Genomic DNA, 16,820 nt, shown 5'->3' with positions numbered 1-16,820 from the left:
ACTCCTAATCGTACTTGTTTATACTGAAATTCATTTTAATTTCAGGTAAAAAAGCTGATTATTTAGTAAAATTACTGCCTAGAAAATAGGCGATCGCCTATTGCTAATACAGAATCGCTCAGTTCCTCATCGTAAAATTTGCCCCCAAACCAGTTAAAATTTGTAAAGCAATTGAAAAGGAAGGACGGAATGCGTGTTGCGATCGTTGGTGCGGGGCTAGCTGGACTAGTAACGGCTATGGACTTAGCTGATGCTGGTTGCGAAGTCCAAATTTTCGAGTCCCGTCCGTTTGTCGGTGGTAAGGTAAGTAGTTGGGTTGATGCAGACGGTAATCATATTGAGATGGGGTTACACGTCTTTTTTGGCTGTTATTACCAATTATTTGCTCTCATGGAGCGAGTCGGGGCAATAGATAATCTTAGGCTCAAAGAACATACCCACACTTTTATTAATAAAGGTGGCAAGATGGGTGCATTGGACTTTCGTTTCTTTACAGGCGCGCCATTTCATGGTATTAAGGCATTTTTCACCACTGCCCAACTTTCTCCCCTCGACAAATTGCAGAATGCGATCGCCCTGGCTATTAGTCCCGTGGTTCGGGGTTTGGTAGACTTTGATGGGGCAATGCGCAGCATCCGGAAGCTGGATAATATCAGTTTTGCTGACTGGTTTCGCAATCATGGTGGTAGCAATAACAGCATCAAACGGATGTGGAACCCCATCGCCTACGCTTTAGGTTTCATCGACTGCGAAAATATTTCCGCTCGCTGTATGCTGACTATTTTCCAGTTTTTTGCTGCCAGAACCGAAGCTTCCGTACTCCGAATGTTGGAAGGTTCACCCTACGAATACCTCCACAAACCTATCGTGGAATACTTGGAAGCACGAGGTACAAAAATATACACTCGTCGCCAGGTGCGGGAAATCCAATATGGGGAAGAAAATGGTCAAACTGTAGTCACAGGGGTGGCGATCGCCAATGGTGATACCGTAGAAACAATCACCGCCGATGTCTATGTTGCTGCCTGTGATATTCCCGGAATTCAGCGCCTATTGCCCCAAGATTGGCGAAAATGGTCAGAATTCGACAATATCTATAAATTAGATGCAGTTCCCGTCGCTACCGTTCAGATGCGCTTTGATGGTTGGGTGACAGAACTCCAAGATGAGCAGAAGCGTAAACAGTTACAACAGGCAGCCGGATTGGATAACCTGCTCTATACTGCCGATGCTGATTTTTCCTGCTTTGCAGACCTTGCCCTCACCAGCCCTGCGGATTATTACCGAGAAGGAGAAGGCTCTTTATTACAGTTGGTACTGACTCCTGGAGACCCCTTTATTAAGCAAAGCAACGAAGAAATCGCCCAACATGTTCTCAAACAAGTTCATGAACTCTTCCCTTCATCACGGGAGTTAAACATGACTTGGTATAGCGTGGTGAAATTAGCTCAGTCTCTCTATCGAGAAGCACCGGGAATGGATGTTTTCCGTCCCCAGCAAAAAACCCCTATTCCTAATTTCTTCCTTGCGGGTAGTTACACCCAACAGGATTATATCGATAGTATGGAAGGAGCAACCATTTCCGGAAAACGCGCTGCGGCGGCAATTTTGGAAACAGTTAAACAGTAGTTATTTGGATAACCGCAACCGTCAAACCAGGAAAAAAGGACAAATCACAAATAATATCTGCAAATTTGACAGACGGGTATCCTTGCCCGTCTATGATTGAACTCCTGTAATTTCGCATTGGAAATTGGTATAAAACCCATGTCTGACTGGCTAGAGCATAGTGTACAGGTAGAAGTCGAGGCTCCCATTGATTTAGTATGGAGCCTGTGGTCTGACTTGGAACAAATGCCTCGATGGATGAAGTGGATTGATTCTGTGAAAATCTCGCCAGATAATCCTGATATTTCTCTGTGGAAACTCAAATCAGGTAGTTTTGAATTTAATTGGCAATCCCGAATTCTGAAAGTAGTTCCCAATCAGATTATCCAGTGGGAATCCATAGATGGTTTACCCAATCGTGGTGCGATTCGCTTCTACGATCGCCATGGTAGTAGTATCGTCAAGTTAACTGCTGCCTATGCTATCCCTGGTATTCTCGGCAAAATCATGGATAACTTGTTTTTAGGACGGATTGTAGAATCAACTTTACAAGCAGACATGAATCGCTTTCAAGAATATGCTCTAGGGAAAGTGAGAGAACAGGTTTAATGGAAATTTGCTAGTAGCGACTGTCTTGGATTCTGAGGCGATCGCTATGCAAACCCCAAATTTTGATACCTGACTCAACAATAAAATTAAGGATGTATTAAAAAGTCTGAATTTATCAGAATTACCGAGTATAAATGGTGATGAGGGTACGAATTATCACCAAAAATGTTCTGCAAAGCTGAAAAAAGCCAGCAATATCGCCAATTTCGTTCTGTGCTTGGCGTTTCTTTACTTACCTACTTAATTGTCACACCACTCCCCAGCAGTGCAATTAAAGTCAAGCAAGTTCTGGCAACACCTAAAACCTGTCAACGTAGTCACTCATCACCGAATTTTCTGGTAGTGGGTGGTGGAGGTGCGCCATCCTATAATGAAATTGCCTTAGAAAAGAATGTGCTGTATTTTCAGCGTACTCTCCGCTTCATGGGCTACAATCCCCAGTTAGCAGCGATTTTCTTTGCTAATGGCAATGATGGGCAAGCCACTATTCGCTATATTAATGCTCAAAGACAGCAACAGTTTAAAGCTCCAGAAATACCAAACTTGCAGGGTGCGTCAACCCTGGAAAATATCCAGAAGTATTTTCAACAAGCCTCACAACAGAAGGATAAGAAACCCCTCTTCTTTTACTTTACCGGGCATGGTGAATATAACAAGCAGGATTTAAACAATAATTCCTTTTATCTGTGGCAGGGAAAAGAGTTGAGTGTCAAGCAATTTGCCCAGATATTGGATAAAATGCCCACAGAGAAACCAGTGGTAACGATGATGGCACAGTGTTTTTCTGGTTCCTTCGCTAATTTTATCTATGAAGGTGGTGATCCGAAAAAGGCGATCGCCCTGCAAACCCGTTGCGGTTTCTTTGCCACCATCAAGAGTTTACCCTCTGTCGGCTGTACCCCAGAAGTCAATGAAGCAGATTACCGTGATTATAGTTCTAGCTTTTTTGCTGGTTTAAGTGGACGCGATCGCACTGGGAAAGCTGTCATCTCAGCAGACTTCAACAAAGATGGTAAAGTTAGCTATGCTGAAGCCCACGGTTTTGCCAAGGTAGACGAGAAAACCATGGATTTACCCATATCCACTTCCGAATCTTGGCTACAAAATCAAGCTACCGAACCAGAGCAGCTAGCCATATTAAAGCAACCAATTAACCAAACTTTACAAACATCTCGTCCAGAACAGCGTTATGTTGTCGCTTCCATAACTCGAAAATTTGCCTTTAGTCCGCAAAAATCTTTCATGGACAATATACAAACTTTACAAAAACGTCAGACAGATAATCACGTTGAAAGTGCTTATTTGGGACGTTTAGCCATGGAATTAATTAATATTGGTACCGAAAAACAAATCCGCACCACGAAAAATCCTAAAAATGTCACAATTTTGAATAAATTACTCAAATGTGAGGCTGGTTTTTGGAATAAATAGTTCCCACAGTTCACCGGGACTACAAACAGTATCGTTCATGGTGTGGGGAGAATATTGTTACAAGAATTAATACAAGTTGTAGACTGCTGAGGGGAAAATTTCTTCCTGCTGTGGAGTGAATGCAAGCTCACCTCAACTTTATTTAGCTGTTTTTTGGCATCAAAAACATTGACGGCTATCGAAAAAGCTCCCGAAATCAGAATGTAAACTTTCTCTACATAGATATTTATTTTTGTAATGACTCACAAAATAGCTCCATTTTGGCAAAAAATGGTAGATTGTATGTCATAAGACATATTATATTTGTCATTTAGTATAGTTTAGTCTTGTTTTTACAATCCTTCAAAATTAATCTTTATGTTATATTTCAAATATTTTTTATAATCAACTAAGCAATCTTTGTCTCTTGCAAAGTTTGTTATTAATCCTTAATAAAGTAGTAATAATTTTTTAATAATGCCACGGATTCTTGTCATAGACGACGACCCCGCAATTTCAGAACTAGTTGCCGTAAATTTAGAAATGGCTGGCTATGATGTCAGTCAAGCTGAAGATGGCATTAAAGGACAAGCTCTAGCGTTGCAACTGCAACCAGACTTGATTATGTTGGATTTGATGTTACCCAGAGTAGACGGGTTCACAGTCTGTCAGCGTTTGCGTCGTGATGATCGCACAGCCGAAATTCCGGTTTTGATGTTGACAGCTCTAAGTCAAACTCAAGATAAGGTTGAAGGTTTTAACGCAGGAGCAGATGACTACCTCACCAAACCCTTTGAGGTAGAAGAGATGCTTGCTAGGGTGCGCGCTCTATTGCGTCGTACAGATAGAATCCCCCAAGCTGCCAAGCATAGCGAAATTCTCAATTACGGCTCCCTGACTCTGGTTCCAGAGCGTTTTGAGGCGATTTGGTTTGGCGAGACAGTCAAATTGACTCACTTAGAATTTGAACTGCTCCATTGTTTATTGCAACGTCACGGACAAACGGTATCCCCTAGCGAGATTCTCCGGGAAGTTTGGGGTTACGATCCTGACGATGACATTGAAACGATTCGTGTGCATATACGTCACCTACGTACCAAGTTGGAACCCGATCCACGCCATCCTCGGTATATTAAGACAGTCTACGGTGCTGGTTATTGTTTAGAACTACCTAGCGCTCCCCAATCGACTGAAGGTGCGTCTGCATCACGGATTGAGTGAATTCCTGTTTGCTGGCAAGAACTTGAGATTTTTGTCATTAGCACCTCGACTTCACCCGGTTTTAAAGGCAGAAATTTGCTAATGGATTGCGGGATTGGGTGATAGCTTTACCAACACCCTATTCACCATTCCCCACTCCTATCAGCAGAGTTTTACTCTTACCGGGATTCATTAAACCGTATGGATCTACCTGTTGTTTAAACTTTAAATGCTCAGGGGCGATCGCTCTTTTCCATCCTTCCTCGATAAAATAACTATGGGGATTGGCAATAAATACCCCACGCTCTTCGTGATACCTGATAATTTCCCCTAGACGCTCCTCACTACTGTAGCGCACCAACTGTAAAGCCGGATTTGCCACCATCCCACCTGCACGGATAAATTCTAAATGCAACATCACCTCATCGCCGAAGTGGTGGTACATATGCTCTATAGTCTGCAAATTATCCCCAGGAAAAATACTTTGGAGATAGGTAATATTGGTATCAGTGGTGCGGGCGTGGAGAGTGGTATGGTTCCAAGTATATTCAGCTAAATGTAAGCCTTTTCCTGCCTCCTTCGCTGGTTTTTCGTAGGTGATTTTGCCATGATGCTCTGTAATTAAAGCAGATAGAGCTTCTAAACTAGATTCGGCAACGATGAGAAACACAGCATGACTTTCCGGGGAAATATATTGTTGTAAAGCATGAAAATATTGGGGAATAGGAGCGGCAAACACAGCTATCTCTCTTTTGATCATGCCATCAGCAAGGGCGATCGCCTGCCCAAACCTGACTGCACCGAGAAAATCAGCAAAAGTTACAATCATTTCAGCCCAGGGATAGGCGGGAGCCAAGGGAATTTCCAGCTCAGTGATAATACCGTTAATACCCCAGGCATGGTTAGCTTTTTGTACATCTTGACCACGTAATTCGATGGTACGGGGTTCATCTTCTAAAGTGATGACTTTCAGAGCAGAGAGATTACCGCGATCGCCCAATAACCCATACTGAATCGAACCAATTCCCCCACTACCACCAGCAATAAACCCCCCAATGGTAGCAGTACGGTAGGTAGAAGGAGCCATACGCAATTCCCAGCCAATTTCCTGGGTTTTCTTCTCAATTGCCGCGAGTTTTGCTCCCGCTTCTACCCGTACCACCCCCGGTTTTGTCCAGAGAATTCTCGTCATTTTGGTCATGTCAAGAATGACACCCCCCTGCAATGGTACACATTGCCCATAGTTACCCGTACCAGCACCTCTGACAGTGAGGGGAATTCTTTGTTGAACGCAGATTTTTGCCGCTTGGATTACCTCAGCTTCGTTGCTCGGACGTACCACAATATCACCGACTTTTCCAGCTAACTTTGCTGTCAATATGGGGCTGAAGGTATGGTAATCTTGGGATAATTTGGCGACTTGAGTATGGTCTGTGATAGTTTCGATACCTGCAAATGCTTGAGTTAGCATATCAAGGTCGAGCGATCGCGGTGTTATGGTCATTGGGTAATTAGGTAATAGGGTATGGATTCAGGGTTTGGCAAAATAACCTTTCCCTCTCCCCATTGGTAAGTTTAAATATTTTCCAGGTATCTCTTTCCTTTTTCCCCACTCCAACAACCATCGACTTGCAGGATACCTCGGAATTGTTCTACTAATTGCTCACTCATAATATACACCCAAGCGAAACCAAGGGAATCTCCTGTAAGGTGATATATTTCAGTTTGGACGCGATTGTATAGATTTGCCGATGGTGGTCGGTCTGTATGGTAATCTTCTAAATTATCTAACTCTGATAATACTGCCCAGTCGTTAAAGGAAAGTAAATAACCATAGACTAGGTTATCTCCCGTAGTCATAGCCGGATAACCGAGTGGTAAACTATACAATTTACCCCGTGTCATTGCTTTTGTTACCTCCACTACCTTTCCTGCACAGTATCTGGGATAATTGGCTTCACCCGGTTTCAGGGTTCCGTAAACAAATACCCGTAGAATTGCGGGAGAGATTGCGGTAAATTGAGTCACTGTTTCTTTTAAAGACTGTCTGGATTTTCACCTAATTCTCGCAATCTGGCAGCTAGGCGATCGCTACGTTGTTTCTCTGCATCAGCACGTTGTTTCTCTGCATCAGCACGTTGTTTCTCTACGTCAGCACGTTGTTTCTCTGCTTCTTCCGCTAGTAAAACTAAATTTCCCTCAGTATCATAAAATCTCAACCAGGAATTATTATCATCCTCTACCGTACCTTCCCACATACCCAACCACAAACCCAGACTCTCACACCATAACCATCCCTGGGAATTAGCAAGAATCGGTTGGTATTTCTGGGAATTATCTAAGCTCCACCCTTGCAATGAATTCACCTTCAGGGGATGAAAAACAAAATAATCTTTCGTTTTAAATACAGTTTCGTAAAGTCGTTTTTTCTCACCCAAGTCTTGAGCTTCCGTAGAGTCAGAAAGTAGCTCAATAATCATATCTGGATAGCGTCCATTTTCTTCCCAAGCTACCCAACCCAAACGTGATGGATCCTTTTCTACATCCAAAACGACAAAAAAATCAGGTCCCTTAAAATCTCTGTTCTTAGCTTGCTTGCTGCTGTAATAGACAAACATATTACCACCAATAAAGTAATCGTTACGCTCTACCCAGTGGTGTTTGAGCGAACAAATTAACAAATTTATGGCAACACGGTGACGATTACTTTCCAAGGGTTCTCCGTCGTCAAAAATCAAATCAGTGGGTGGCATTGGGGGTTGCCACTCTTCGGCTTCAGCGACTAGATTAGGCTCTAATTGAGTGGTTTCTTGTGACATAAAGTCCAGGGTTTGTTCTATAGGACTTTAATTACTATTTTAATCCCAGTTGAATACTTTTAATTTAGCCCTAGTAGACTGTCAAGGTTAATTTGAGGGATATTTCCCCCTTGTCCCCCTTGTCTCCCTTGTCCCCCAATTCAAACTTGACAGACTACTAGGGGAGCAGGGAGGTAGGTTCAATTGCAGCATGAAATCTAACCCCTGCGGGGGTTACGCTATCCCTAGCCCATCCAACAAACTACTCATTACTCATTATTTAACATTCAGAAACTCCCAAAAGCTGGTAACGTCTAACAGAGGAATGATTATTTCGTGGACGTATCAGCTTGAAAACTCGGTCTAATTACTGGCAGCTTCTACCCTATATTCGCCCGCAATGGTTCAATATTGTCAAGGGTTTTATTGGCATTATCGGTTATGTAATTGCTACCCTGACTCTGATTAATTTTGCCGGGAAACTTTCTGCACCCTTTGGTAAAGGTGATGTGGCAGCGATCGCCCAACTTGGGGCAACTTTAGGAGCAGTATTTCTGACGCGGGGCGTGTTTCAAGCGATACAAGATATTTTCATGGCAAAGGCAGCTTTACGGGTTGCCTATTCCTTAAGAAAGCAAGTATATAGCCATTTACAGAAACTCGACCTCAGTTACTTTGCAACGGCAAAGGCGGGTGATTTATCTTACCGTATCACCGAAGATGTCGATCGCGTCGGGGAAGTAGTCCATAAATTATTCCATGATTTTGTCCCCTGTGTTTTGCAACTAATTGCCATTCCCATCTACATGATTTACTTGAATTGGCAGCTTACCCTAGCAACGGTAATAGTTGCACCGGTGATGGGGATATTAATTGGATGGTTTGGGGAAAAATTACAAAAGTATTCTCGTCGCAGTCAAAACCGAGTTTCTGATTTGTCGGCAATTCTCACAGAAGTCTTTAGTGGTATTCGGATTATTCAAGCATTCGCTGCGGAAAACTATGAAATCTCTCGTTTTAGTCGAGAAGCAGAGCGCACCTTACAAGCAAAATACTCCCTAGAAAGACTCAAAGCCATTCAAATCCCAATTATCGGATTTCTAGAAGCAGTAAGTGTGTTAACTCTCCTATTTGTCGGAGGTTGGCAAATCTCCCAAAACAATCTCACAGTGGGAGAATTCTTTAGTTATTTAGCCGCCGGCGCATCTTTAATTGATCCCATCGGTCACGTCACCAATAACTATAACGAGTTTAAACAAGGAGAAGCATCTGTAGATCGGGTATTTGAATTATTCACAATTCAACCCATGGTAGCCGAAAAAACCGATGCCAAGATACTTCCTCCCGTACAAGGAAAAGTAGAATATCGTCAGGTATCCTTTGCCTATCAACCAGGAGAAACAACCCTCAAACAGATTAATTTAATTGCCCTTCCAGGAGAGGCGATCGCCCTTGTAGGTGCTTCCGGTGCAGGTAAAACCACCTTTGTAAATTTATTACCTCGGTTTTATGACCCAGAAAACGGTGAAATATTGGTTGATGGCATAGATATTCGTGATGTTACGTTAAATAGTTTACGCAGACAGATAGGTATTGTTCCCCAGGAAACCACAATATTTTCCGGAACCATCGCCCAAAATATTGCCTTTGGGCAAGAATATTACGAAATGGCAGACGTAGAAGCAGCAGCGAAAATTGCCAACGCTCACCAATTCATCAGTCAATTACCAGAAGGGTATCAAACTTGGGTAGGGGAAAGGGGAGTAAATCTTTCCGGGGGGCAAAGACAAAGAGTGGCGATCGCTCGTGCAGTCTTATTGAATCCGAGAATATTAATCCTAGACGAAGCCACATCAGCTTTAGATTCCGAATCCGAAGCTCTGGTACAACAAGCTTTAGAAAGATTAATGCAAGGACGTACAGTCTTTATTATTGCCCATAGATTATCCACAGTCAGGAAGTGCGATCGCATTCTCGTTTTAGAAGCAGGGCAAATTGTTGAGTCAGGAACCCACGAAGAATTACTAGCACTTTCCCAACGCTATGCCAAATTCTACACCCAACAATTTAACCTTTAATCTTTTTCCTATCCCCAAAAAGTAGTAACACACCCTTCCAAACTCAATCATAGTTACAGGTTATTAAATTTAGATTCCTCAGCCATTTTTACCCACTTTCCAACCAGAAAGGCTCATTTCTTGAAGTTCCAATTTTCAAGCAAAAAAACTCATTTCTTGAAGTCCCCCTTTTTAAGGGGGATTTAGGGGGATCCAAAGCATTTTCACCCACGAGGAGACTTTCCAAACATCATCTCATCAATCAGACAAGTGTCCTCGAAAATAAAGACGATATAAATTACAAAGCGATTGCACTTCATTTCCTTTAAATTCAATCAACCCCATACTACGCAACTTAAAAGCTTGTACAGAATCTAATTTAACAGGAACATCACTATTAATTACTTCCTGCATTGCCATTTTCAACAATCTATCATCTTCCAAAAGCAAGAGATAATGATATAAAAAATCTCCAAATAATCCTTCGTCAGTTGGCGCAACCTGCAAAAATTGTTCTAAACATAAATTACCCTTAGCAATTTGATAGAGAGCAGTTCTTAATAAATAAGGATGACCGTCAACCATTCCCCTTAATTGCTCTCTCTCTACTTCTGAAAAATTTAATCCATGTCGCTGAATTAATTCCTGTACTTGTGTAGCATTAAATTCTCCAACATCAATAGATAAACCCACATTAAAGGGTGATTGATTAAATTTTAAAGAAACATAAACTTCCTGAGAATGAGCGATAACTAAGCGTAATTTTTGCCAAATTTCTTCATTCTTTCCATTCTCATGCCAAGCTCGCAACAAGGCAAAGAACTCTTGAGCAATCAAAGTATAAGGAAAAATCTGGTCAATATCATCTAAGCCTAATACTAGGGGAGTTTCAATAGCTTTTAATAAATACTTTTTAAAATAATTCGTGCAGTTGATTTGACTACTTAAGCGTTTAGTCCAATATTTATCTATTTGTTCTTCCACTCCTAATTCTTCACTGACAATGGCACAAAAGCCCTGTAAAAAAGTATTGATATCCGTGAGATTTTCCTTACTCCACAAATTCATCAAAGCTGTGTGATAGCCCTGCTTTTTGCCATGGGAAAGAATGCGACTCATCAAAGAAGTTTTACCCATCTTGCGCGGAGCTTTGATACGGATTAATGCCCCAGGTTGCACGATAGATTCATAACATTTATTTTCTACCTCTGGACGCTCAATATAAAAGGAAGAATTCAAGGGAACTTGACCATCGATATTATCAAAAATAACTGAAGTTTGAGATTGTGGGGTAATAGGATTTGAAATAAGGTGATTTTTACGAATAATGGGTGTTAAATGTTCAGAAATATTTTCTAATTCTATAGCATTGCAACCCAAAGCAAAAGCATTTTCAATAGATTCTCCATTAAAAAGCGTATCGTAAAAACCAATCGAAAATTGTATAGCGGCGGCATCTCCAATTGCTTTCTTCATGCCGATAATGTAATTAATATATGGATAAATACTATCAGCTTGCACTTCGGAATAACAGGCATTAAATAAAACAGTTTCAATCATAAAAATATCTTTTATAGCTTTAAAAAACCGCGATAGGGCATCAGGTGTCACAAACACACCTTTCCCATAGTCACCCATTAAAATCAATCCCTGTTCACCATCACCATGTCCAGAAAAGTGAATTATTTGAGGTTTATGAGTTAATAAAGCCCGACGTAATTCTTTTGGACGTACAGCTTCTTCAACGATAATTTCAAATTCTTCTCTTCTTAATGAACGCTCCCAAGCACTTTTAATTTCTCTGACTTCTTCACTTAAACGTAATGGTTGGGTATTAGTAGGATTCGCAGTTAAAATTAAAATCTTTTTACGTTTCATACAGGAATTAATATAAACTTATTCATTATTATCTAAGTATTTGCTTTTTAATGCGCTGCTAAATTAGAATTTTCGACCAATCCCTAGCTCCCATGCTCCGCGTGGGAGCATAATCTGCGAGGCTCCTGCCTCGTGAATGAAGGCAGAGCCTTCAAAACTGGGTTACCACGCAGAGCATGGTAACCAGATAAGTAGAACGGCTTAAATAATTCACGCTATGTCATTGCGAATGAAACGAAGTGGAATGAAGCAATCGCAACGATTTTGACGATTTTACAATCTGTTACATAGTTAGGTTTATTCTCACCGACTTACTTATTCATTCATCAACCCACAAAGACAGCGATCGCGCATTACTTCATCAACCCACAACCACAGCGATCGCCCCTAACTTCATCAACCTACAACCACTGCGATCGCCATTATTTCCTCAACCCACAAAGGCAGCGATCGCCATTATTTCATCAACCCGCAACCACAGCGATCGCCATTTATTCTCCAACCTATAACTACAGCGATCGCGCATTACTTCATCAACCCACAACCACAGCGATCGCGCCTAACTTCATCAACCTGCAAAGACAGCGATCGCGCATTACTTCATCAACCCACAACCACAGCGATCGCCATTTATTCTTCAACCTGTAACCACAGCGATCGCCATTCATTCATCAACCTACAACAACAGCGATCGCGCATTACTTCATCAACCCGCAACCACAGCGATCGCCATTTATTCTCCAACCTATAACTACAGCGATCGCCCATTACTTCATCAACCTACAACCACAGCGATCGCCATTATTTCATCAACCCACAAAGACAGCGATCGCCCATTACTTCATCAAACTATAAATAATAAAAAAAGTATATCAAAATAACATTTGATTAATTTACGTTACCAAATTAAAGAACGGCAGGACGATAGTTATATCGTGTAGCGGTTTGCTCTAGTGGGGATGAGTTTAGCTCATGAACTTTGAGTGGGACGAAAGAAAAAATGAGGTTAATATTAATAAGCATGGCTTCGATTTTGCAGATGCTCATCGGATCTTTGATTTGCCGATGCTTGTTGAACTTGACGAGCGCTACGATTATGGCGAGGATCGGTTGATTGAGATTGGCATTTTAGACGGACGTATAGTTGTGCTTATTTATACTGAAATATAGCGAGAAAACAATTCGTATCATTTCACTCAGAAAAGCTCTCTCACATGAAAGGAGACGTTATGAGCAATACCTCAAGAACCGATTGGGCTAGAATCGATGCAATGTCCGATGAGGATATTGATACGTCTGATATTCCACCTCTTACTGATGAGTTTTTTGCAAAAGCCAAATTGCGGATGTCTTCTTCTTCATTAGCTACTGTTGCTATTCGTGTTGATTCTGAGACTCTAGCTTGGTTTCAATCCAAAGGAGAGGAAGCAGAGCAACACATGGCTGCTGCTTTGCGAATTTATGCCGAAGCACAGAAAAATGCTGCTAGTATGCATCAATCATCCTAACAACAGCGATCGCGCATTACTTCATCAACCTACAACAACAGCGATCGCGCATTTCTTCATCAACCTACAACAACAGCGATCGCCATTTATTCTTCAACCTGTAACCACAGCGATCACCATTTATTCTTCAACCTGTAACCACAGCGATCGCGCATTATTTCATCAATCTACAAAGACAGCGATCGCCATTTATTCTTCAACCTACAACCACAATTCTCAAGTTGCAGGGAGTATTTTTAAAGATTTCAGTCTCTAATTTGAGATGCACAAGGGAGTAGTGTCTCTATTTGTCACCAAAAGCGTCTTTTTTGGCTGAAACAGATTGATGTGTCTAGATTTCTTAATTGCGAATTTTGGTATTATCTATATTTCTTAATTGCGAATTGCGAATTGCGAATTGCGAATTGGTATGGTGCCAGGTATTGAATTTCTGAAAACCTTATTCTTTCGTGGGAAATGTCCATTTCAAGAATCTTCATAATAACCTGAAAGCCTTATCTGCTACACAATTTATAAACAGGTAAAAACAGAGTAAGCCAATTCCGTTCTTGTCCCCGCGTATCTCACAGTACCAGGGAGCTGAGGTAAGGACGAAGGTCTTTCTCCAGAGAAATGATAGACATCTGGAGGCGAAGGAAGTTCACCTACCTTACTTTCTAATAGGTTCATGGGTAATTTATCATATCTCATCCAATCCCCCTTTTCTTTCCAACCCACGCTTTCTAGAAAATCATTGTACCTATTTTCGTTCCAATTTTTCCATTCTGCCTTCTCCCAATCAAAATCTAGAGAATTGCGCGTACTCAGATATATTTTTTTCTGGACACTGTAACCAAAATGACCTTTAGAGTTATTAACCCAAAGCTTATCTAGTTTCTTCAAATCATCACAGAACCTTTTGCTTTTGACATCATCTAATCTTATTAAATAGTTATTTCTCATGGTGAAAGTAGAAAGAAACCGCCAATTTTTGTAATCGGCTTTTCTCCACATTCCTTCTCGCATCAAATAGTCTAATTCACTTAACAAGTGTTCCTTTAAAGATTGAGTATAAACTGTATTTGAGCTATCTATTTTTTTTAGTTGATGATAAAGTTCAGCAACAATATCAGCATTACCATTGTATAGAATATTGAGGTCTAACTTAAATAATTCCATGGGAGATTTAAACTGAGTTTTGAGACGCTCATATTTCTCAACTGCCTTCTTATAATCTTTTAAAGCCAAAGCTTTATCTGAATTTTCTGCTATTTTACCTTTAACATAGTAGATATAAACTAAAGTAGCTAAATAACTAGGATTTCTATTATCAAATTGATTCTCTAATTCTGACAAATTTAAATTTTTCCAACTTATATTTAGATTTTCTTGAGCTATTTTATATTTTTTTTCTCGTTCTTTTATCTGTTTGTCTTTGTCTTTGCGAGTATAATAATTTAAAGAAATTAAATATTCGTATCCTAAAACTAGAGAACTATCTAACAATGCCTCTTTTAGCTTTTGGTTTTTAATTTTATCTTGCAAAACTAAACCTGCAATATTAAAAGATTGATTTGCTTCTTCATCCCAATATTGTTGTTGTAGTTGAGAAGCCACTGCTGATAGCTCTGTGATTTTAGCGATATTTTGTTTTATTTGTTCAACTTCTTTTTTAGATTTATATTTTTGTTTTTGAGCAACGGCAAGGTCGTTTTGTGTTTTGTTAAGTTGCGTTTGAATTTCTTTTTGCTTTTGTTGTAAATTTGTAAAATTTTTCCCAACAATCTTAATTTCTTGAGCTTTTTGTTTTAATTCTCTCGTTCTGAAACTTAATTGTTCTTGTAAGTTTTTAGCATCATGCGCTAATTTGGTTTTTTGTGATTCTAAATCGTCTTTTTCAAGTTTAACTTTAGCTAAATTTCTCTTAGCATTTTTAGCTTTTTGTTGTTCATCGCTAGCTATTTTTTGAGCATCTTCAGCTTTTTTTTGCTCCATTATTGCTTTACTGCCTTGTATAATTGCAGCGAAGAATGATAACGCAGCAAGTCCTAAAGTAATAAATAAAATTACTGTTCCAAAAGTCATTCTTTTCTTTGCAATCGATAATTGCTTTTCAGCTTCTTGTTTAGCTTCCGCTTCAATTAATCTCGCTTTTTCCGCAGCTTCTCTTTCCTTCCTTTCCCTTTCTAATTCTGCCAATCTTTCTGTTTCTGCTAATTCCTCTTCTCTTGCTAATTTCCGACTAGCAGCTAAAAATTCTAAATCTTGGAAACCCAAACCTTTATCCTTTGCCCAAATTTCTGCTTCTGCTAAAGCATTCCCCCGCAATAACCTAGATTCGTCCTGTTTTCCTGTTAATACCCACTGACGAAAATTCTCGGCATAAGGACGTAAAGTAGCTAAAGTTTTCTCAATCCAAAGATTATCAAAAATAGTGTGATAAATCCGATTATAAACTTTTAACTTATTCTCTTTTTTAACAACAATTCCCGCTAACTGTAAATCGCTCTGTTCGATACTATTATCGGTATCAACTCCTGATAAATGCCAAATTTGTTGATATAAATCTAATAAATATCCTGCTTTTTGGTCATCTCTTTTTAAAATCCTATCCCGAATCGTCCTAAAATGTTCCGGTTCATCCTCATATTCCCAATTCTCAATTACCCGACTTCTCACTAAATTCTCGACAAAATTTGCTTCTTCGCCATCGGGAATTACCGTTTCACTTTGCCGGACAAATTGACAGATTTTCTGAGTTAAAAATGGCTGTCCTCCCGTCCAATCCAAAATCGCTTTTAACACCGCTTCCGGATGATTAGTTTGGGCAGAAAACCCTGTTACTAAAGGTAAAGCTTCGTCAAATTCAAACCCCGTTAATTCAATCCCTTTACCAATATTAAAAGGAGTTCGATTTTTATCTTTAATTAAATCAGCAGGAGTCGCCACACCCAAAAGCACAAAGGTAATACGTTGATATTCAGGATTATCAACCCGTTGATTAAAGAAAGCTCGAATTAAAGCAAAAAAATCATCAACAGAAAAATCTAAGCTGATAGTACTATCAATTTCATCAATAAAAATAACAATTTGTGTGGGGATTAATTGGAGGATTTTATCAATAAATTTACCGAAAATTTGCACATTAGAAAATCGAGAATTTTCTGACCACAACGCATCTATATCAAACTGCTCACCTAAATTTAAACTATTAGCAATAGTATCAATAATTCCCGCATACCACTGCTCAGAACTCAACCCAGATGTCCCAATTATCGTCAAATCAATAGATACACAAGCAATTTCTTCACCCTGTAACCTCTGCATTGTCCGTACACGCAAGCTAGATTTTCCCATCTGTCGGGAGTTCAAAACAAAACAAAATTCTCCAGCTTTCAAAGCTTGATATAAATCTGTATCCGCTTTCCGTGTAACATAGGTCAAGGCATTAGCAGGAAGACTACCACCAAATTGATATTGATAATCCTCAGCAACAGGGATATTCATCGTCTTATGCTATGTAAAAACAGAGTTTAACCCTTCCTAATCTTCTCCAAAATGGGGGATTAGCATTATTGATACACATTAGGAGTGTAGCTTAATAAGTAGAACGGCTTAAATAATTCACGCTATGTCATTGCGAATGAAACGAAGTGGAATGAAGCAATCGCAACGGTTTTGACGATTTTACAATCTGTTACATAGTTAGGTTTATTCTCACCGACTTACTTAGATATTCTTATATAGTATTATTTTGCACAAGCAACCACATC

14 protein-coding genes are annotated in these 16,820 nt (G+C 40.0%); 8 read left to right on the top strand and 6 right to left on the bottom strand.

Going from position 1 to position 16,820, the window contains the following annotated elements; translation table 11 throughout:
• Window positions 1-189 precede the first annotated feature (189 nt).
• The 4 genes from zds to IJ00_RS20840 all read left to right on the top strand — a co-directional run bounded on the left by zds (window position 190) and on the right by IJ00_RS20840 (window position 4,848).
• Entirely contained in the window at window positions 190-1,629 is a 1,440-nt protein-coding gene (gene zds / locus IJ00_RS20855; protein WP_035156290.1) for a 9,9'-di-cis-zeta-carotene desaturase, read from the top strand.
• Window positions 1,630-1,767: 138 nt separating this feature from the next.
• Window positions 1,768-2,217, top strand: coding sequence for an SRPBCC family protein (locus tag IJ00_RS20850; RefSeq protein WP_035156287.1), 450 nt, complete (start codon window positions 1,768-1,770; stop codon window positions 2,215-2,217).
• Window positions 2,218-2,382: 165 nt separating this feature from the next.
• Window positions 2,383-3,648: a caspase family protein gene (locus tag IJ00_RS20845; protein WP_144416066.1), complete on the top strand. Its 1,266-nt coding sequence runs from the start codon at window positions 2,383-2,385 to the stop codon at window positions 3,646-3,648.
• 456 nt (window positions 3,649-4,104) lie between these two features.
• Window positions 4,105-4,848 carry a response regulator transcription factor gene (locus tag IJ00_RS20840; protein WP_035156285.1) on the top strand — a complete coding sequence of 248 codons (744 nt, stop codon included), beginning with the start codon at window positions 4,105-4,107 and terminating at the stop codon, window positions 4,846-4,848.
• 118 nt (window positions 4,849-4,966) lie between these two features.
• On the opposite strand, the gene IJ00_RS20835 is transcribed toward IJ00_RS20840, so the two are convergent.
• The 3 genes from IJ00_RS20835 to IJ00_RS20825 form a co-directional block, all read right to left on the bottom strand.
• Window positions 4,967-6,331: an FAD-binding oxidoreductase gene (locus IJ00_RS20835; RefSeq protein ID WP_035156283.1), complete on the bottom strand. Its 1,365-nt coding sequence runs from the start codon at window positions 6,329-6,331 to the stop codon at window positions 4,967-4,969.
• Between the two features lie 71 nt (window positions 6,332-6,402).
• On the bottom strand, window positions 6,403-6,855 hold the full coding sequence (locus tag IJ00_RS20830) for a gamma-glutamylcyclotransferase (protein ID WP_035156282.1): 453 nt from the start codon (window positions 6,853-6,855) through the stop codon (window positions 6,403-6,405).
• Window positions 6,856-6,863: 8 nt separating this feature from the next.
• The gene (locus tag IJ00_RS20825; RefSeq protein ID WP_035156279.1) at window positions 6,864-7,646 is read right to left on the bottom strand and encodes a Uma2 family endonuclease; all 783 of its coding nucleotides are present in this window, start codon (window positions 7,644-7,646) and stop codon (window positions 6,864-6,866) included.
• 329 nt (window positions 7,647-7,975) lie between these two features.
• Here IJ00_RS20825 and IJ00_RS20820 point away from each other — a divergent pair, with 329 nt between their 5' ends.
• Window positions 7,976-9,703, top strand: coding sequence for an ABC transporter ATP-binding protein (locus tag IJ00_RS20820; RefSeq protein WP_035156276.1), 1,728 nt, complete (start codon window positions 7,976-7,978; stop codon window positions 9,701-9,703).
• 237 nt (window positions 9,704-9,940) lie between these two features.
• On the opposite strand, the gene IJ00_RS20815 is transcribed toward IJ00_RS20820, so the two are convergent.
• The gene (locus IJ00_RS20815; protein WP_035156271.1) at window positions 9,941-11,560 is read right to left on the bottom strand and encodes an AAA-like domain-containing protein; all 1,620 of its coding nucleotides are present in this window, start codon (window positions 11,558-11,560) and stop codon (window positions 9,941-9,943) included.
• A 630-nt stretch (window positions 11,561-12,190) separates the two neighbouring features.
• Window positions 12,191-12,328, bottom strand: a complete 138-nt coding sequence (locus IJ00_RS29215; protein ID WP_168163512.1) for a hypothetical protein — start codon at window positions 12,326-12,328, stop codon at window positions 12,191-12,193.
• Between the two features lie 204 nt (window positions 12,329-12,532).
• On the opposite strand from IJ00_RS29215, the gene IJ00_RS20810 reads away from it, so the two are divergent.
• Genes IJ00_RS20810 through IJ00_RS28500 form a run of 3 tightly spaced genes read left to right on the top strand, consistent with a single transcriptional unit; the run spans window position 12,533 to window position 13,324 of the window.
• Window positions 12,533-12,730, top strand: coding sequence for a BrnT family toxin (locus IJ00_RS20810; RefSeq protein ID WP_238178376.1), 198 nt, complete (start codon window positions 12,533-12,535; stop codon window positions 12,728-12,730).
• Window positions 12,731-12,789: 59 nt separating this feature from the next.
• On the top strand, window positions 12,790-13,068 hold the full coding sequence (locus tag IJ00_RS20805; protein WP_201782643.1) for a BrnA antitoxin family protein: 279 nt from the start codon (window positions 12,790-12,792) through the stop codon (window positions 13,066-13,068).
• Entirely contained in the window at window positions 13,022-13,324 is a 303-nt protein-coding gene (locus tag IJ00_RS28500; protein ID WP_144416065.1) for a hypothetical protein, read from the top strand. The genes IJ00_RS20805 and IJ00_RS28500 overlap by 47 nt, the downstream gene beginning before the upstream one ends.
• 254 nt (window positions 13,325-13,578) lie before the next feature.
• Here IJ00_RS28500 and IJ00_RS29735 read toward each other — a convergent pair whose 3' ends face one another.
• On the bottom strand, window positions 13,579-16,554 hold the full coding sequence (locus IJ00_RS29735; RefSeq protein WP_238178375.1) for an AAA-like domain-containing protein: 2,976 nt from the start codon (window positions 16,552-16,554) through the stop codon (window positions 13,579-13,581).
• Window positions 16,555-16,820: the final 266 nt, after the last annotated feature.

The sequence above is a fragment of the Calothrix sp. 336/3 genome (assembly GCF_000734895.2).
In the GTDB taxonomy this organism is placed as follows: Bacteria; Cyanobacteriota; Cyanobacteriia; order Cyanobacteriales; family Nostocaceae; genus 336-3.
Note: the sequence above shows the minus strand (reverse complement) of the source record. Positions and strands in the feature narration are given on the sequence as shown.